Annotated in this window: 14 protein-coding genes and 1 tRNA gene; 1 reads left to right on the top strand and 14 read right to left on the bottom strand. The window is 71.6% G+C overall.

Annotation, left to right across the window (positions count from 1 at the left end):
* Positions 1-24 precede the first annotated feature (24 nt).
* From KK087_RS15050 to KK087_RS15020, 7 genes are all read right to left on the bottom strand, one after another.
* Positions 25-98: transfer RNA gene (locus KK087_RS15050), tRNA-Leu, on the bottom strand.
* A gap of 75 nt (positions 99-173) precedes the next feature.
* Complete coding sequence (locus tag KK087_RS15045; RefSeq protein ID WP_214528958.1) at positions 174-1,649, bottom strand: NAD(P)/FAD-dependent oxidoreductase; 1,476 nt, start codon at positions 1,647-1,649, stop codon at positions 174-176.
* Between the two features lie 40 nt (positions 1,650-1,689).
* Positions 1,690-2,238: a DUF501 domain-containing protein gene (locus tag KK087_RS15040; RefSeq protein ID WP_027464495.1), complete on the bottom strand. Its 549-nt coding sequence runs from the start codon at positions 2,236-2,238 to the stop codon at positions 1,690-1,692.
* Between the two features lie 101 nt (positions 2,239-2,339).
* Entirely contained in the window at positions 2,340-2,873 is a 534-nt protein-coding gene (locus KK087_RS15035; protein WP_214566381.1) for an FtsB family cell division protein, read from the bottom strand.
* Between the two features lie 466 nt (positions 2,874-3,339).
* The gene (gene eno / locus KK087_RS15030) at positions 3,340-4,623 is read right to left on the bottom strand and encodes a phosphopyruvate hydratase (protein WP_214545406.1); all 1,284 of its coding nucleotides are present in this window, start codon (positions 4,621-4,623) and stop codon (positions 3,340-3,342) included.
* 123 nt (positions 4,624-4,746) lie between these two features.
* On the bottom strand, positions 4,747-5,991 hold the full coding sequence (hisS, locus tag KK087_RS15025) for a histidine--tRNA ligase (protein WP_214566379.1): 1,245 nt from the start codon (positions 5,989-5,991) through the stop codon (positions 4,747-4,749).
* A 270-nt stretch (positions 5,992-6,261) separates the two neighbouring features.
* The gene (locus KK087_RS15020) at positions 6,262-6,957 is read right to left on the bottom strand and encodes a MazG family protein (RefSeq protein ID WP_214566377.1); all 696 of its coding nucleotides are present in this window, start codon (positions 6,955-6,957) and stop codon (positions 6,262-6,264) included.
* Positions 6,958-7,047: 90 nt separating this feature from the next.
* Here KK087_RS15020 and nhaA point away from each other — a divergent pair, with 90 nt between their 5' ends.
* Positions 7,048-8,226, top strand: a complete 1,179-nt coding sequence (gene nhaA, locus KK087_RS15015; RefSeq protein ID WP_214528953.1) for a Na+/H+ antiporter NhaA — start codon at positions 7,048-7,050, stop codon at positions 8,224-8,226.
* A 187-nt stretch (positions 8,227-8,413) separates the two neighbouring features.
* Here the strand turns inward: nhaA and mfd are convergent, their stop codons facing one another.
* The 7 genes from mfd to KK087_RS14980 form a co-directional block, all read right to left on the bottom strand.
* Positions 8,414-12,022 carry a transcription-repair coupling factor gene (mfd, locus tag KK087_RS15010; protein WP_214528952.1) on the bottom strand — a complete coding sequence of 1,203 codons (3,609 nt, stop codon included), beginning with the start codon at positions 12,020-12,022 and terminating at the stop codon, positions 8,414-8,416.
* Between the two features lie 69 nt (positions 12,023-12,091).
* Complete coding sequence (gene pth / locus KK087_RS15005) at positions 12,092-12,676, bottom strand: aminoacyl-tRNA hydrolase (protein ID WP_214566372.1); 585 nt, start codon at positions 12,674-12,676, stop codon at positions 12,092-12,094.
* A gap of 45 nt (positions 12,677-12,721) precedes the next feature.
* A complete protein-coding gene (locus KK087_RS15000) occupies positions 12,722-13,345 on the bottom strand; it encodes a 50S ribosomal protein L25/general stress protein Ctc (protein WP_214528950.1) in 624 nt (207 codons plus the stop codon).
* Between the two features lie 329 nt (positions 13,346-13,674).
* Positions 13,675-14,649 carry a hypothetical protein gene (locus tag KK087_RS14995; protein ID WP_214566371.1) on the bottom strand — a complete coding sequence of 325 codons (975 nt, stop codon included), beginning with the start codon at positions 14,647-14,649 and terminating at the stop codon, positions 13,675-13,677.
* An 8-nt stretch (positions 14,650-14,657) separates the two neighbouring features.
* On the bottom strand, positions 14,658-15,314 hold the full coding sequence (locus tag KK087_RS14990; protein ID WP_214566370.1) for a response regulator: 657 nt from the start codon (positions 15,312-15,314) through the stop codon (positions 14,658-14,660).
* Positions 15,311-16,573, bottom strand: coding sequence for a sensor histidine kinase (locus KK087_RS14985; RefSeq protein WP_214566369.1), 1,263 nt, complete (start codon positions 16,571-16,573; stop codon positions 15,311-15,313). The genes KK087_RS14990 and KK087_RS14985 overlap by 4 nt, the downstream gene beginning before the upstream one ends.
* Positions 16,574-16,657: 84 nt before the next feature.
* Positions 16,658-17,572: a hypothetical protein gene (locus KK087_RS14980; protein WP_214566367.1), complete on the bottom strand. Its 915-nt coding sequence runs from the start codon at positions 17,570-17,572 to the stop codon at positions 16,658-16,660.
* Positions 17,573-17,652: the final 80 nt, after the last annotated feature.

Raw genomic sequence — 17,652 nt, 5'->3', positions numbered from 1 at the left:
CGTGCGCGTGCCGGGTCTCGGCGGTACCCCCGGTGGGACTCGAACCCACAACTCGGCGATTTTAAGTCGCGTGCCTCTACCGATTGGGCCACGGGGGCGGGCCGCAACAGCCTACCGATGCACGAAGGCGGCCACCCGTCGCAGGTGACCGCCTTCGTGACGAACGCGTGGTGCTACTTGGCGTCGGCCGGGGCCGTCACCGGCTCCGCGGCGTTGGAGACGTCCTTCGCGGGCTCGCCGTACACGGGGCCGGCGGCACCGGCGACCTTGCCCTCTTCCGGAGCCTGGGCAGCGGCGGGCGCGGCCGGGGCCTCGGCAGCGGGCTTCGGACGCGACGCGAACGCCTCGAACGCGGCACGAGGGGTCTCGCGGTCGTCGAGCGACACGATGTCGCGGCCGAGGAAGAAGCCACCGACCCAGTCGCCGATGACGCGCCACTTGCGCTCCCACGACGGCATGGCCAGGCCGTGGTAGCCGCGGTGCGCGCCCCAGGCCAGGAAGCCCTTCATCGCGAACTTGCCGGACTGGAACACACCCGTGCCCAGACCGAGGCCCGCGACGGCGCCGAGGTTCTCGTGCTTGTAGTCGGTCGTCGCCTCGCCACGGATGGTCGCGACGACGTTCTTCGCCAGCTGCTTGGCCTGGCGCACCGCGTGCTGGGCGTTCGGCACGCAGAACCCGCCGACACCGCCGCCGGTGAGGTCCGGGACGGCTGCGACGTCGCCGCAGGCCCATGCGTCGGCGATCACGCCGTTGTCGTCGACCACGCGCAGGTCGGGCTGCACACGGATGCGGCCACGCTGCTCGAGCGGGAAGTCGGTGCCCTTGACCATCGGGTTCGCCATGACGCCGGCGGTCCAGATGATGAGGTCGGACGGGATGGTCTCGATGGCGCCGTCGCTCGTCTTGAGCTCGCAGACACCGCCGACGGCCGAGGCCAGCTGGGTCTCGAGGTGCACGGTCGCACCGCGCTCGGCGAGGTTCTTGAGCACCCAGTGCGAGGTCTCGAGCGAGACCTCGGGCATGATGCGGCCCATCGCCTCGACCAGGTGGAAGTGCGTGTCGTCGAAGGACAGCTGCGGGTGGCTCTTCAGCAGGTCGGTGACGAAGGAGCGGAGCTCGGCGAACACCTCGATGCCGGCGAAGCCACCACCGACGACGACGACGGTGAGCAGGCGGTCGCGCTCGGGACCGGCCGGCAGGTTCGCCGCCTTGTGGAAGTTGCTGAGGATGCGGTCGCGGATCGACGCGGCTTCCTCGATGGTCTTCAGGCCGATGGCCTCGTCCGCGACGCCCGGGATCGGGAACGTGCGGGACACCGCACCGGCCGTCATGACGATCTGGTCGTAGGACTCCTCCCACGCCTCGCCCTCTGCCGGGGTGATCGTCGCCGTCTTGGTGGCGTGGTCGACCTTGGTGACCTTGGCCGTGACGACGCGGGTCTTCTTGAGGTGACGACGGTGCGCGACGACCGCGTGACGCGGCTCGATGGAACCGGCGGCGACCTCGGGCAGGAACGGCTGGTACGTCATGTACGGCAGCGGGTCCACCATGACGACCTCGGCTTCGCCCTGGCGAAGGTGCTTCTCGAGCTTCCATGCGGTGTAGAAACCGGCGTAACCGCCGCCGACGACGAGGATCTTGGGCACGGGGGATGATCTCCTTGGATGGGGGTGTGCGGGAGTCGAGTCAGACTTCGCCGCCACCCGCCCCGACTCCAGCGTCTGCACCGTCATCATACGCCCGGCATGCACACCGGGAGGGCGACCAGTCCGCGCGCTCGAGCGCGAGGTCGCCGATGGGGTTGACGCCGGGTCCGGCGGCGAGGGCGTGGCCGACGAGGGCGTGCAGGCACTTCACGCGGGTGGGCATGCCACCGGCGCTGATGCCGTCGATCTCGTCGACGTGTTCGATCGACTCGCGATCGGCCAGGTAGGACTCGTGGGCCGCGCGGTACTGCGCGGCGACTTCGGGGTCCTCGAGCAGGGCTGCCAGCTCGGGCATCACCTGGTTGGCCTCGAGGGTGCTGACCGCAGCGGTGGCCGCGGGGTGGCACAGGTAGTAGAACGTCGGGAACGGGGTGCCGTTCGACAGCCGGGGCTTCGTGGAGACGACGGTGGGGTTGCCACAGACGCAGCGTGCCGCGATCCCGATGACGTCACGTGCCGGTCGGCCGAGCTGCGCCGACACGACCTGGACGTCGCGGTCGGAGGGCGGGTCGAAGGGAGGGGTCGTCACGGGAACGTGAGCCTACCGGAGAAGCGGAACCCCTCGCACCGTCGGGCCGGACGGCGCCGCGCCCTGCGGTCCCCCGGGCTCCTTGCTCTCGGCTACCCGCGCTACTTGCTCTCGCCGGTGCCCGAGACGTCGGGGGCGACGAGGTCGGCCGCGCGCTCGTCGGTCAGCCCGGACTGCAGCACCGACGAGAGCATCGCCTGCACCCAGTCGACCTTCGGCGTCTGCACCTTGGCGCTCACGGGCGTGCCGGAGTCGGTGGTCGGGGTCTTCTCGGCCTGCTTGTCCTCGGCGCCCATCACGAGGTAGCTCTCCTCGCCCGGGTAGACGTAGAGCAGTCGGTCACGGGCCTGCGCCTCGATGTACGCCGGGTCGTCCCAGCGGGCGACGTCCTTCTTCTTCTGCGCGACGTCGGCCTTCTGGCTCGCCACCTCCTGCTGCTGCTGCGCGATCTGCTCCTGCTGCTGGATGAGGGTGCGGAGCGACGGCGCGAGCACCACCACGAACAGCACGATGATCGCGAGCATGAGCAGGCTGAACCCGGAGAAGTGGATCGAGCGGTACCAGGGCTGTGCGGGTGCGGTGCCGTCGGGCATCGCCACGGGGACGCGGCGGACGCGGGGCTTCTGGCTGGGCACGCTCCGACGATAACCCGACGCCGCCGGACGGGCCGCCCGGCACGCGGCCGTTCGGCGCCCTCCCAGCGTCTCGCGTTCGACGGTTCTGCCCGCCAGAAGACGCCGTCGTCTCGTCGAGACGCCTCCGCATTCGGCGGCGTCTCACGGACATCGCGGCGTCAGGCTGACACGACGGCGTCCCGCAGACGGCGGGCGGGTCCGGGTCCGGTCGAGGCAGCCGGGAGGCACGGTCTCCGTCCGCCCGTCCGTCCCGCACCTGGAGTGGTCACCGCACACCGCCCGGCGCACGTCCGGTGGGCACGTCCTGTCGGCCAGGCCCGAGCCAGCCGACGACTCGTGACCACTCGACGCCGCGCGAGCGGCACGTCCTGACCGCTCGGCACCTCGGGGCCGCGCACACGACGAGACGCCGCCCTCCCGGAGGAGGACGGCGTCTCGGTGGTGCGGGTACTGCTGGCCCGGCTGGTTACAGCGACGCGGCGCGCGGGAAGGCCGAGCGACCGGCGTACACCGCGGCGTCGCCGAGCTCTTCCTCGATGCGGAGCAGCTGGTTGTACTTCGCGACGCGGTCCGAGCGGGCCGGGGCACCGGTCTTGATCTGGCCACCGTCGACCGCGACCGCGATGTCCGCGATCGTGGTGTCCTCGGTCTCGCCGGAGCGGTGCGACAGGATCGAGGTCAGGCCGTGACGGTGCGCGAGCGAGACCGCGTCGAGCGTCTCGGTGAGCGTGCCGATCTGGTTGACCTTGACGAGGATCGAGTTCGCGGCCTTCTCGTCGATGCCCCGCTGCAGACGCTTCGGGTTCGTGACGAACAGGTCGTCGCCGACGATCTGGACCTTGTCGCCGAGCTCGGCGGTCAGGTGCGACCAGCCTTCCCAGTCGTCCTCGGCCAGGGGGTCCTCGATGGTGACGAGGGGGTAGTTCGCGGCGAGCTCAGCGAAGTACGCGGTGAACTCTGCACCGGAGAGCTGCTTGCCCTCGAACTGGTACTTGCCGTCCGAGAAGAACTCCGTGGCTGCGACGTCGAGGCCGACGGCGATGTCCTTGCCGGGCGTGTAGCCCGCCTTCTCGATCGCGGTCAGCAGGAAGTCGAGCGCAGCACGGTTCGACGCGAGCTCCGGCGCGAAGCCGCCCTCGTCGCCGAGGCCGGTCGCCAGACCCTGCTTCTTCAGCTCGCCCTTGAGGGCGTGGTAGGTCTCGACGCCCCAGCGGAGGGCCTCGGAGAAGGACTCGGCGCCGTAGGGCACCAGGAAGAACTCCTGGATGTCGACGTTGGTGTCCGCGTGGGCACCGCCGTTGACGACGTTCATCAGCGGGACCGGCAGCGTGTGCGCGTTCGGGCCGCCGAGGTAGCGGAACAGCGGCAGGTCGACCGAGTCGGCTGCGGCACGGGCGACGGCGAGCGAGGCACCGAGGATCGCGTTCGCGCCGAGGCGGGACTTGTTCTCGGTGCCGTCGAGCTCGATGAGCGCGGCGTCGACGAGACGCTGGTCGGTGGCGTCGAAGCCCTCGAGCGCCGGGCCGATCTCGTCGAGGACGGCGTCGACGGCCTTGAGCACGCCCTTGCCGCCGTAGCGCGAGGCGTCGCCGTCGCGGAGTTCGTACGCCTCGAAGGCGCCGGTGGATGCACCGGACGGGACGAGCGCGCGGGACACGACGCCGTCGTCGAGGAGGACCTCGACCTCGACCGTCGGGTTGCCTCGGGAATCGAGGACTTCGCGTGCGCCTACGGCATCGATCAGGGCCACGGGGTACTCCCTACACATTGGTTGTGGTGATTGCGGTGTCGATCCTAGCGAGCGGAGGTGAACACGACGTCGGCCGTGACGCCGGGCTGTGGACGAGTCCGCGCTGGATCGGGGACTGGGTGCTCAGTCGAGCGGGCGGAACTCGACACCCTCGAGCGACGCGGTGTCCGCCGAGACGGTCGCGAACGCCGTGAACCCCTGGGCGGCGAGGCCGGCGAGCAGGTTCTTCGTGTTCTTCGTGCGGCGCTCGAGCCGGACGCGTCGGTGGGACGCCAGCGCCTCGGTCTTCAGCGCGGCGAGCCGGACCGGGTCGGTGTCCTTGTCGTACACGAGCACGACGGCGTCGGCCTCGGCGGACTCGGGGAGGGTCACGAGGTCGACGAGCCGCTCGAACCCGAGCGAGAACCCGACCGCCGGGACGTCCTGCCCGAGGAACCGGCCGATCATCCCGTCGTAGCGGCCGCCACCACCGAGGCTGTACCCGAAGTCGGGGTGCGCGACCTCGAAGATCGTGCCCGTGTAGTAGCCCATCCCGCGCACGAGCGTCGGGTCGAAGCGCAGGTCGACACCCGGCAGCGCCGAACGGAGTCGGAGCAGGTCGGCGAAGGCCTCGGCGTCGAGCCACGCCGCACCCTCGACCGAGGTCCAGTCGGCGGCCTCGAGCGCGCGGATGGTGTCCTCGAGCCCGGGCAGGTCGGCGCCCACGGAGCTGCGGAGTTCTGCGGCGACACCGTCCGCGCCGATCTTGTCGAGCTTGTCGATCGTGATGAGCGCGCGGTCGGCGGCGGCTGCTTCGGTGATGCCCCAGGACGCGAGGAGTGCCAGCAGGATCCGGCGGTCGTTGATCCGGATCGTCGTGCCGCGGACCCCGAGGGCGTCGAGGGCCGCGGTCGTCGCGCGGATGAGCTCGATCTCGGCGAGCTGCCCGGGCTCCCCCAGGATGTCGATGTCGCACTGCACGAACTGGCGGTAGCGGCCCTTCTGCGGGCGCTCGGCACGCCAGACCGGCGCGATCTGCACGGACCGGAACACCGACGGCAGCTCCGCACGGTGCGAGGCGTAGAACCGGGCCAGCGGGACCGTCAGGTCGAACCGGAGACCGAGGTCGGCGAGGTCCAGCGGCGCTTCGGCCGCCTGCAGGTCCTCGGTCGTCAGCCCGCGCTTCATCACCGCGAACGCCAGCTTCTCGTTGTCACCGCCGAGCCCGGAGTGCAGCCGCGCAGCGTCCTCCACCACCGGAGTCTCGATCTCGTCGAAACCGTGCCGCGAGTAGACGTCCCGCACGACACCGAGCACGTGCTCGCGCCGGGCCTTGTCCGCCGGGAGGAAGTCACGCATGCCACGGGGTGTCGTCACGGTCGTTGCCATGCGGTCAATTCTGGCAGACGGGCGTCTCCGGCTTGCGCGCATGCCGACCCACTGGCATACTGCATGCAGAACCTCGGTCCGGAACGTGCCTGATCCACGCTCCGGACCGATTCGCGGGGCGACGTGCTGCAGTGCGTCCCGCGGTTCGAGCGGGCTTCCCTGTCGGCCCCTCTCCCTGGTGGAGCCGACGCCCGCTCACGGGCGCCCTCTCTTTTTCGGGTTGGGAGGGCGCCCGTTCTCACCTGCCCGAACGACGACGAGCGGTCGACTTCACTCCGCGGCGCGACCGGCTTCCTCGAGCGCCGACACCGCGGCCCGCAGACTCGCGACCGGGTCCACCCCGCGTCGTGCCGCAGCGGCGACCTCCCCGAGCACCGCTCGCCCCCACACGGCGTCCACCGTGCCGGCCCCGTCGTCCGCGGCCGGCGCGGCGGACGCACCACGGGCCTCCAGGCCGACGCCGGAACCGGCACCGACGACGGACGCGACGACCACGTCGGCGTCCCCACGTTCCTCCAGGCGCTCCAGCAGCTTGACCGCCCGCTCCAGCGGCGGCATCGCCCGGGGCACCCCGTCGAACGCGCTCCGCCGGCTCGCCTTCTCGGCCGCCTTGGCCGCGCGCCAGACCCGCACGACGTCCTCGACGGTGTCCGCCGTCTCGTCGCCGAACACGTGCGGGTGCCGTCGGGTCATCTTGTCCCGCACCCCGGCGGCGACGTCCTCGAGGGTGAAGTCCCCCGCGCGGGCGGCGATCCCCGCGTGCAGGACCACCTGGTAGAGCAGGTCGCCGAGTTCCTCGCGGAGGTCGTCCGGGTCACCGTCGTCGATCGCGTCGACGAGTTCGTACGACTCCTCGACGGCGTACCGCGCGAGCGAGGCGTGGGTCTGCGCCCGGTTCCAGACGCACCCGCCGTCCTCGGCGAGCAGGCGGTCGACGACGGTCACGAGGTCCGGTACGGCGGTCATCTGGTCATCGTGCCACCCCGGTAGACTGGCCGTGGTGTGTCGGGAAGTCTGGTCGACGGACACTCACCCGACCCCTCGAGACGGAGATCCATGTCGTCCCTCGTCCGCTCCCCCCGCTTCAGCGCCATCGCGCTCCTCACCGCCGCCGTGCTCGGCCTGGTGGTGGCGAACTCCCCGGTCGGCCCCGGCCTCGAACGGCTGCTCGACGCGCACCTGCCGCTCGGTGCCCTGGGCCTCGACCTGTCGATCGCGCACTGGATCAGCGACGGTCTGCTCGCGGTCTTCTTCCTGCTCGTCGCGATCGAGCTGAAGCAGGAACTCGTCGACGGCGAGCTGTCGAACCCCAAGACCGCGATCATCCCCGCCATCGCGGCGGTCGGCGGCGTGCTCGTCCCGGCCGGCATCTTCCTGCTCGTCACCGCGGGCACGCAGTACACGCACGGTTGGCCGATCCCGACGGCGACGGACATCGCGTTCGCGCTCGGGGTGCTCGCCATGTTCGGTCGCGGGCTGCCGAGCGGCATCCGGGTGTTCCTGCTCGCGCTGGCCGTGCTCGACGACCTCATCGCGATCATCATCATCGCCGTGGTGTTCGCCCACGACACCGACTTCACGGCCCTCGCGGGCGCTGTCGTCACCCTCGCGGTGTTCTGGCTGCTCGGCCGGATGCTCCGTCCGGGGCGCAGCGGCCAGACGCTGATCATCGTGGCGATGGTCGTGGTCGGGCTCCTGACCTGGTGGCTCGTCTACCACTCCGGCGTGCACGCCACGATCGCCGGCGTTGCCCTCGGGCTCGTGCTCCCCCGCCGTCCTGGCCACACCCTGCACGAGAACGTCGAGCCGTGGTCGAACGCGATCGTGCTGCCGGTGTTCGCGTTCGCATCGGCAGCGGTCATCATCCCCGCGGTCGGCATCAGCGAGCTCTCCCCCACGTTCTGGGCGGTCGTCATCGCCCTGCCGGTCGGCAAGGTGATCGGCATCACGCTGTTCGGCACGATCGCGACGCGGATCTTCCGCTCGCCCGGCCGTTCGTCGCTGTCGTTCTTCTCGATCATCACCGTCGGCGTGCTCGGCGGCATCGGGTTCACGGTGTCGCTCCTCATGAACGAGCTGGCGTTCGCCCGCAACGAAGAGATCCTCGACGAGGGCGTCCTCGCCGTGCTCGTCGGTTCGGGCATCGCCATCGTCGCGTCGGCGGTCGTCGTCACCCTGCGGGCGCGGGCGTACCGTGCACGCCGCGAGCTGTCCGAGGCCGAGGACACCGAGTAGCGGCTCGCCTGCGGCCCAGCCGACGCGGAGCGACAGAGTCGACGTCGTACGACGTCGACTCTGTCGTTCCGCATCGGCAACCGCGTGGTCCGTCGCGAACAGCGTGTCGCGCCATGGACGCGGCCACGGACGGACTGGAGGCACGGTGCGGGCCCGCACCGTGCCTCCAGTCCGTCTCCGCTCGCGTCTACGCGGCCGGCGCCTCCGCCGGGGTCGTCGCCCCGTACACGGCGGTCAGGATGCTCTCCACCCACTGGATGAGGGCATCGTCCGGCAGGGCCTGGTCGTGCGGACGCGGGATCGGGATGCTCGTCGCGTTCTGCTGCGGGAACCAGCGCGCGCCCGGGAACATGCGCTTGAGGCGCACCTGGGACGAGTCGGCGAGCTCCTTGCCGGCGACCCGCAGGTTCGACCCCATCACGACGACGTCGGACAGGCCGACCTGCTGCGCCATGCGACGGAGGCGAGAGACCTCGACCAGTGTCTGCACGGCCTGCGGCGGCTGCCCGTAGCGGTCGGTGAGCTCGTCGAGCACCATGTCGATCGCGTTCGGCTGCGCCGTCGGGGCCGAGGCCGCCGACAGCTTCTGGTACGCCTCGAGCCGGAGTCGCTCGGACTCGACGTAGTCCTCGGGGATGTGCGCGTCGACGGGGATCTCGAGCCGGAGCTCCGTCTGCCCCTCGGCGACGTCACCGCGGAACTGCGACACCGCCTCGCCGATCATCCGCAGGTACAGGTCGAACCCGACGCCCGCGATGTGGCCAGACTGCTCGCCACCGAGCAGGTTGCCCGCCCCGCGGATCTCGAGGTCCTTCATGGCGACCTGCATGCCCGCGCCGAGCTCGTTGTTCGCGGCGATGGTCTCGAGGCGGTCCTGCGCGGTCTCGGACAGCGGCTTGTCGGAGTCGTAGAGGAAGTAGGCGTACCCGCGCTCCCGCCCGCGACCGACACGACCGCGCAACTGGTGCAGCTGCGACAGGCCGTACTTGTCCGCCTTGTCGATGATGAGCGTGTTCGCGTTCGCGATGTCGAGGCCCGTCTCGATGATCGTCGTCGACACCAGGACGTCGAACCGGCGCTCCCAGAAGTCGACCATGACCTGCTCGAGGGCGGTCTCCGACATCTGCCCGTGCGCCACGGCGATGCGGGCGTCCGGCACGATCTCGGCCAGGTGCGCGGCCACCGACTGGATGTCCTTCACGCGGTTGTGCACGTAGAACACCTGGCCCTCCCGCAGGAGCTCGCGGCGGATGGCCGCCGCCACCTGCAGGTCGGACTGTGGCCCGACGAAGGTCAGGATCGGATGGCGGTCCTCGGGCGGGGTGGCGAGGGTCGACATCTCGCGGATGCCCGTGACCGCCATCTCGAGCGAGCGCGGGATCGGGGTCGCCGACATCGCCAGGACGTCCACGTTGGTCTTGAACTTCTTGAGCTGGTCCTTGTGCTCGACGCCGAACCGTTGCTCTTCGTCGATGATGACGAGCCCGACGTCCTTGAAGGTGATGCCCTGCGACAGGATCCGGTGGGTCGCGATGACGATGTCGACCGTGCCGTCGGCGAGCCCGGCGATGGTCTCCTTCGACTCCTTCTCGGTCTGGAACCGGCTCAGGGCGCGCAGGTGCACGGGGAACCCGGCGAAACGCTCCTGGAAGGTCTCCATGTGCTGGCGGACGAGCAGGGTCGTCGGGACGAGCATGACGACCTGCTTGCCGTCCTGCACGGCCTTGAACGCGGCGCGGATCGCAACCTCGGTCTTGCCGTAGCCGACGTCGCCGGAGAGCAGGCGGTCCATCGGGATCGGCCGCTCCATGTCGCGCTTGATCTCGTCGATCGTGGTGAGCTGGTCGGCCGTCTCGGCGAACGGGAACGCCTCTTCCAGCTCGCGCTGCCACGGGGTGTCCGGGCCGAACGCGTGGCCCTTCGACGCCATGCGCGCCGAGTACAGCTTGACCAGGTCGACGGCGATGTCGCGGACGGCCTTGCGGGCCTTCGACTTGGCGGCGGACCAGTCCGAGCCGCCCATCTTCGACAGGGTCGGGGATTCGCCACCGACGTAGCGTGACAGCTGGTCGAGCTGATCGGTCGGCACGAAGAGCTTGTCGCCCGGGTAGTTGCGCTTCGACGGCGCGTACTCGAGCACGAGGTACTCGCGCTGCGTCTTCACGGCGTTGCGGCCGCCGCTGGAGACCTCGCGGCTGACGAGCTCGACGAACTTGCCGATGCCGTGGGTCGTGTGCACGACGACGTCGCCCGGCTTGAGCTGCAGCGGGTCGACGACGTTCTTGCGGCGGCTCGCGAGCTTCTTGACGGTGCGGGCGCCCTGCTGGACGCTGCGGCCGTAGAACTCGGCCTCGCTCAGGACCGCGATGCGCGGGTCGGGGATCGCGAAGCCGTGCTCGACGGTCGCGGTCGTCACGACGGCGACACCGGGCTCGGGCGGCGCGGTCACGGCATCGGCGCGGGCGGCGACACCGGCGTCGGCGAGGACCTGCACCGCACGCTCGACGAGGCCCTGGCCCTGCGCGGTCACCACGACGGCCCACCCGTCGTCGGTCAGCGACTTCACGTGCGCGATCGCACCGTCGGCGCTGCCCGCGAAGCTCGGGACGGCCTCGGCGCGGACGCGGATGTACTCGCCGGCCTCGGCAGCCGCCTCGGCATCGGTGAGGACGCGCTCGGTGTCCCCCTCGTCGAGGCCGGAATCGAACGGCGACACCGTCCACCAGGTGCGCTGGCCGCGGGTGTTCTTGAGCTGCTGCACGGTCAGGAAGTTGCCCGCGTCGAGGTCGATCGGGGCCTGGGCACCGGCGACCGCTGCGCTCCAGGCCGCCTGCAGGAACTCGGTGTTCGTCTCGGCGAGGCTGTTCGCGCGGCCGTTCACCCGCTCGGGCGAGAACACCGCGATGGTGGCGTCGTCCGGCAGGTAGGAGGTCATCGGCACGAGGTCCTGCACGAGCGCGGGGGCGAGGGACTCCATGCCCTCGACCGGGATGCCCTCGGCGATCTTCGCGAGCATCTGGGACAGGTTCGGGAACTCGTGCAGCATCTCGCGCGCCCGCTGCCGGACGTCGTCGCTGAGCAGGAGTTCGCGCGAGGCGGTGAGCTCGACCGAGCCGAGGTCGTCCTCGGTGGTGCGCTGGTCGGCGACCGAGAACGCCTTGATCGCCTCGATCTCGTCGCCGAAGAAGTCGACGCGTGCCGGGTGGTCGGCCGTCGGCGGGAAGACGTCGAGGATGCCCCCGCGCACCGCGAACTCACCACGGCGGGTGACGAGGTCGACGCGCGAGTAGGCGAGGTCCACCAGCTGGGACGCGATCGCCGCGAGGTCGTTGCCCCGCGAGTCGGTCCGCAGCACCACGGGCGCCAGGGACGTCAGGTTGCTCGCGATCGGCTGCAGCGCGGCGCGGACGCTCGCGACGACGATGGTCTGCCGCCGCTCGGCCGGGTCCGCCGCCTGCCACGCAGCGAGCTTCCGGAGCGTCGCGATGCGCGTGCCGACGGTCTGGGCACTCGGGCTGAGGCGTTCGTGCGGCAGGGTCTCCCACGCGGGGAACTCGAGCACGTCGGCGTCGGGGACGTAACTGCCGAACGCTTCACGGACGGCCTCGGCTTCACGCCCGGTCGCCGTGATGACGAGGACGCACTGCGGACCGTTTCGCTCGGCGAGCAGTGCGCCGAGCAGCGGCACGCGCAGGCCGTCCACGACGGAGAAGTCGGCGTCGCGCGGTGCGGCGCGCAGCACGCGATCGAAGGCGGAGGCGCGCGAGAGCGCAGGGATGATGCCCGAGATCGTCACTCAGGAGATGGTACCGGCCGCCACCGACACCGACCGCGGCGTGCGCGACGGGCGAACAGCGCCAGGCACTCAGGACGGAGCGTGCACGCGCTGCTGCGCGGCGAGCAGCCCGACCTCGGCGATCGCCTCGACCGCGTCCGCGGCGTCGGCCAGCAGGATCGGCAGGGTCTTCTTCTCGGCCGCGGAGAAGTCACGCAGCACGTAGTCGGCCGGGTCCTGCCGACCGGGGGGACGACCGATGCCGACCCGCACGCGCATGAACTCGTTCGTGCCGGTGGCCTTGATGATGTCGCGCAGGCCGTTGTGCCCGCCGTGCCCCCCACTGCCCTTGAGGCGGACGGTGTCGAACGGCAGGTCGAGCTCGTCGTGCACGACGACGAGGTCGGCCGGGGTGGCGCTGTAGAACCCGAGCACCGAGGAGACCGGCCCGCCCGAGGTGTTCATGAACGACCCGGGCTTCGCCAGCACGAGTCGCGTGCCGCCGGGGACCAGACGCCCCTCGGCGACCTGGTTCGGCGTCTTGTGCTTCTTGAACGTCGCCCCCATGCGGGAGGCGAGTTCGTCGAGGACCATCTGGCCGACGTTGTGGCGGTTGCCGGCGTAGCCGGGCCCGGGGTTCCCGAGCCCGACCACGACGAGCGTGTTGCCCGTCATCAGCACTCCGCCATCAGCGTCGACCAGATGTCCTGCGAACGGTTGTTACTCGGAGTCCGCGGCGCCCTCGGCACCCGACTCGGCGCCGGCCTCGGCCGAGGCCTCGTCGGCGGCGTCGTCGTCAGCGGTGCCACGCGGGGTGACGATCGCGACGACCAGCGCCTCGGCGTCGGTCTCGAGCTCGGCACCCTCGGGGAGCTCGAGCTGCGAGGCGTGGATCTGCACGCCGTCCTCGAGGCCCTCGACGTTCACGGAGACGTGCTCCGGGATGTCGGTGGCGAGCACGAGCAGCGAGATCGTGTTCAGGTCCTGCACGTGGATGGTTCCGGAGAAGGACTCGCCCTCGATGACGACGGGCACGTCGACCGTGACCTTCTCGCCGCGGCGGAGGACCACGAGGTCGATGTGCTCGATGATCTGGCGCACCGGGTCACGCTGGACGTCCTTGACGAGGGCGAGCTGTGCGGCACCCTCGATGTCGAGGTCGACGACCGCGTTGGCGGTACGGACGAGCAGCATGGTCTCGTGACCGGGCAGCGAGATGTGCTTCGGCTCGGTGCCGTGGCCGTAGACGACCGCGGGGATCTTGTCGGCCGCGCGGAGCTTGCGAGCAGCGCCCTTGCCGAACTTGGTGCGGACTTCCGCTGCGAGCTTGGTGTAGTCGGCCATGGTGCCTCCTGGTGTCGGGGACGACGCCGGAGTGCCGGCATCGTGGGGGTCTGTGGTGTTGCAACTCGAACGCGTGCACGCGTGAGGAACGATCCCAGGGTCTTGCCGGGTATCCCACCGCGTCGATCACGGCCGCGCGTACGCAGCCCTCGCCGAAGTCAGGGACTGAGTCTAGCAGGAGCGTCCGGGCGTGTCGCGCGTCATGGTCCGGACGCACACCCGGGACGGACGGGAGGCCCGTGGCGGTCCCGCCACGGGCCTCCCGTCCGTCGTCCACACGCGGCGGGCGCGGGGCGCTCCCCCCAGGACCGCTCCCCGCGACCGCCGCGTCAGTCGACGTCCGTCGGTGCCGCCGGCGCGAGCCGCGCGATCACCCGGTCGAGTCGGGCGTCCACCTGCGGCTGCCGCGTCGAGCCCTTCCGGAGCACGGCCGCGTCGGTCGCGGTGACGTGCAGCAGCCGTTCCCACTCCGCCGCGTACAGCGCGCTGCGGTAGCCGGAGGACTCCTGGCACGCGACGTCCCGTTCGGCGACGGCGACCTCGGCCTTCCCCGGATCGTCCGAGAACAGGACGACCCGGTCGCCGTCACGGGCGCTGACGTGCATCGAGGGCGTCGGCATGCCCTCCGGACCCTCCGGCAGGTCGGGCACACCGGACGGCGCCATGCAGGTGCGCCACCCGGCCGCGGCTGTGCGGACCGCGTCGTCCTGGCGTGCGTCCAGCGCCGCCAGGTACGTCAGGCGCTGGGCCAGCTCGGACGCGGTCTGCTCGGTGCCGCGCAGCGAGGTACCGAGGGTCTTCCGGGCTGCTTTCCAACAGCGGGCTGCCACGTCGTCCGGGAGCGCGGCGAACTCGGCCTGACGGTCCGGGTCGTACCCCCACTGCCGCATGCCCTCCTGGTTCGCACCGGCGGCGGACGGCCCGTGGTAGCCGCGGGTCTCGGCGAGCGCCGCGGTCAGGGGCCGGGTGGTCCCGAGCGCGGGTGACGGGTTCGCCCGAGCGGCGGTGTCGGCCGCGTCGTCGTCGGCCTGCAGCCCGGCCGCGGTCGCCCAAGGAGGCGGGTCGTCGATGCCGGCCTTCCGCAAGCAGGGCTGAGCCACCAGGTCCTCGGCGTACGTGGACTTCGACGAGGCCGGTGCGAGGAAGGCGTCGAGGGGCATCGCCCACGCCGTGCTGTCCTGTTCGACGGTGGGCGCGACCGCGACGTCGGCGCGTTCGGGCAGCCCGTGGACGACGGCGGCGGCCAGTCCGGCGAGGACGACGACGAGGGTGCCGGTCTTCGCGGCCCGGTTCGTGATCTGCATGGTTCCCCCTAGGCGCGGACCAGGCCGCGTTCGTGTGCGGTGATGACGACCTGGATCCGGTTCCGGAGCCCGAGCTTCGTGAGGACGGCGCGGACGTGGGTCTTCACGGTGGCGTCGCTCAGGAACACGGACTCGGCGATCTCGGCGTTGCTGAGCCCCTTCGCGACGAGCAGGAAGACCTCGCGCTCGCGGGCCGTCAGCGCGTCGAGGACCTCGTCGCGTCGATCGGTCACGGCCGGGGTGCCCTGCGCGCGCAGCAGGTCGAGCGCCTCGGCTTCGGTCGGGGCCGGTCGGCCGGCGTGCACGTCGCGGATGGTCGCGGTGACCACTTCGGGCAGCGCGTCCTTCGTCAGGAACGCGGCGGCGCCGGCACGGAGTGCGGTGAGGACGGCGTCGTCGCGGCGGATGGTCGTCAGCGCGACGACCCGCGGGCGCTCGTGGGTCGACGCGGCGAGACGTGTCAGGGTCTCGATGCCGTTCATGACCGGCATCCGTAGGTCGAGCAGCAGCACGTCGGGGTGTTCGGCGGCGCAGAGCTCGAGGGCGGCGGCACCGTCGCCGGCGGTCCCGACGCAGGTCATGTCGTCCTGCGCGTCGACGAGCATCTGCATCCCGGTGGCGAACAGTCGCTGGTCGTCGACGACGGCGACACGGACGGCGGTCATCGGACGTGCTCCGGCAGGACGGCGTCGGTCTCCGCCGTCGCTGCGGTCGGCACCGCATCGGTCGGCACCGCAGCGGTCGTCGGCACCCACGCGGTGACGACCCACTCGTCCGGGGTGTCGCCGACACCGGCACGCAGCCAGCCGCCGACCAGACGCGCACGCTCCTGCATCCCGGCGACACCGGACCCGACACCGTCGAGCTCGACGAGGGGTTCGCTCCCCCGTGACGTCACGACGACGCCGAGCCCCGGGCCGCGCCAGTCGAGCGCCACCCGGGCCGTCGCGGTCCGCCCCTGGTGCTTCAGCACGTTCGTCAGGCTCTCCTGCACAATCCGGTGCACCGCGCCGGCGCTGTCCGCGGGCAGCAGCCCGGCGCCGTGCTCCTCGAACGTCGCGGTCATCCCGAGCTCCCGCATGTCCTCGACCAGGTCGGGGACGTCGAGCAGCCCGTGACGGTCGGCGTCGTCGCTCGCCTGGATGCGTTCCACCAGGGCCCGGACGTCACCCAGTGCCGAGCGGCTCACGTCGGCGATGTCCTGCAGCGCCCGGGCGGCGTGTTCGTCCCGCACGGCGATGGCCGCGGCACCCTGGGCCTGGGACACGACGACCGCCAGTGAGTGGGCGAGCGAGTCGTGCACGTCGCGGGCGATCCGTGCGCGGTCCTGCTCGGCCCGGAGCTCGGTCGTGGTCACCTCGGTTCGACGTTGCGCCTCGACCACCCGGACCCGGGCGAGGCCGATCCGCCACGCGGCACCGATGGCCACGCCGACCGCCCACGCGACACCGCTGACCCCCGCGAACGCGAACGTGATCGTGACGAGGTCTGACCGGGTCCCGCCGGAGTTCCCCACCCAGCTGCCCCAGACGTCCTGGTCGGCAGCGGTCGGGACCGCCATCGCCCAGGCGGCAGCCGCACTCGCGAGCAGGAGCACGGGGACGGCGAGGTAGCGGAGCAGGTCCGACCGACCGGCACCGACGACGCCGACGACGATCGCGATGGCCAGGTACTCCGGCCAGGTCGTGTCGGTCGGCCGGGTGAGCAGCCGGGCCGCCTGCAGGAGCGGGATGCCGACGACCAGTCCGAGCGCGGTCGCGGGCATCCACGCGGCGAGGCCGATGGCGACGGCGAAGGCCGACACCACGACGACGTGGTCGGCGAGCCCCGCGCGTCCGGCCTCGGCGACGATCCAGAGCACGAGGTACACGGCGCCGGCAGCCGGGGCCAGCAGGTGCCGGTACCGGCGGAGGAAGGAGGTCATGACGCGAGCGTATGGGCCGTGCCGGACGGGGACCGAGCCGTGCGGCCGCTTTTCATCCGAGGTGATGAGGTCGCCCCGGACGGCTCAGCGACCGACCTCCCGACGGTGCTCCTGCGCGGCGTGGAGGACGTCCCGCGCGCGGTCGCTCGCCGCCTCGGCCTCGTCGCGGGCTGCCTCGAGCCGGGTGATCTCGGCCTCGGCCTGCTCGAGGGCACGCTGGAACTCGGCGCGGCGCTCCTCCGCCTGTTCGAGGTCTGCCTCGGCGGTGTCGAGTGCTGCGTCGGCGTCGCGGGACTCCGTGCGCGCTGCCGTCTCGGCCTGGCGTGCGGCCTTCCGGTCGGCCGCCGGGTCGCGCTTCCGTTCGGGTGCGGGTTCGGAGTCGGGTTGCGTCGCCGCGTCGTGGCGCTGCGCGGGCCTGGAGGCACGACTCGCCTTGCGCGCGCCCCTCGCCTGGGAGATGGGGATGGGTGGGGCATCGCTGCCGGACCAGGCATCAGGGACCGCATCCGGATCCGCGAGGGCCCCGTCGAGGTCCACCGCGTCGAACCCGACGCTCTCGAGCGCCGTCACGAGCAGCCCCGACCGGACGGCCGCGCCGGCGTGCGGGTCCGCCATCGCCGCCTCGATCGTCGACCGGACCTGCTCGAGCACCGCCGGGGTGACGGGGTGTCCGGCGTCGGACGCCAGGTCGGCACCGGCCTGCGCGAGGGCGTCGACGACCTCGGCGCGCTGCCGTCGGAGCGTGCGGATCGCGTCGGGGTCGGCGTCGGCCTGGGCCTTGCGGAGCGCCGGTCCGAGGTCGACGGCGTCGTCGAGCGCGCCGTCGTGGGCGAGCAGGTCGATCACCCAGGCGGCCGGGGCGGGCTTCCGGAGCTTCCCGATCGCCGTCGCGAGCGCACGGTCGTCCTTGCGCACGGCCCGCTGCCGTGCGGTGCGCTCGGCGACGAAGTCCTGCGGCGCGACGAGCAGCAGCTCCCTGGCGACGTCCGCGAACTCCATGCCCCCAGCTTGCCCCGTCGCTTCCCGCAAAACACCGGTGTTCGCGCTCCGAGCCGCGGGATGCAGCGGTTCAACCGACG

The organism is Curtobacterium aurantiacum (assembly GCF_018598555.1).
Classification (GTDB): Bacteria; Actinomycetota; Actinomycetes; order Actinomycetales; family Microbacteriaceae; genus Curtobacterium; species Curtobacterium aurantiacum.
This window is presented reverse-complemented; position numbering and strand designations above follow the sequence as displayed.

What these genes read in the sequence shown, in the direction of transcription:
- KK087_RS14980 (WP_214566367.1), bottom strand. Translation starts at nt 17,572, where the DNA reads ATGGAGTTCGCGGACGTCGCCAGGGAGCTGCTGCTCGTCGCGCCGCAG.
- nhaA (WP_214528953.1), top strand. Translation starts at nt 7,048, where the DNA reads ATGTCGTCCCTCGTCCGCTCCCCCCGCTTCAGCGCCATCGCGCTCCTC.
- KK087_RS15000 (WP_214528950.1), bottom strand. Translation starts at nt 13,345, where the DNA reads ATGGCCGACTACACCAAGCTCGCAGCGGAAGTCCGCACCAAGTTCGGC.
- hisS (WP_214566379.1), bottom strand. Translation starts at nt 5,991, where the DNA reads ATGGCAACGACCGTGACGACACCCCGTGGCATGCGTGACTTCCTCCCG.
- KK087_RS14995 (WP_214566371.1), bottom strand. Translation starts at nt 14,649, where the DNA reads ATGCAGATCACGAACCGGGCCGCGAAGACCGGCACCCTCGTCGTCGTC.
- KK087_RS14990 (WP_214566370.1), bottom strand. Translation starts at nt 15,314, where the DNA reads ATGACCGCCGTCCGTGTCGCCGTCGTCGACGACCAGCGACTGTTCGCC.
- KK087_RS14985 (WP_214566369.1), bottom strand. Translation starts at nt 16,573, where the DNA reads ATGACCTCCTTCCTCCGCCGGTACCGGCACCTGCTGGCCCCGGCTGCC.
- pth (WP_214566372.1), bottom strand. Translation starts at nt 12,676, where the DNA reads ATGACGGGCAACACGCTCGTCGTGGTCGGGCTCGGGAACCCCGGGCCC.
- KK087_RS15020 (WP_214566377.1), bottom strand. Translation starts at nt 6,957, where the DNA reads ATGACCGCCGTACCGGACCTCGTGACCGTCGTCGACCGCCTGCTCGCC.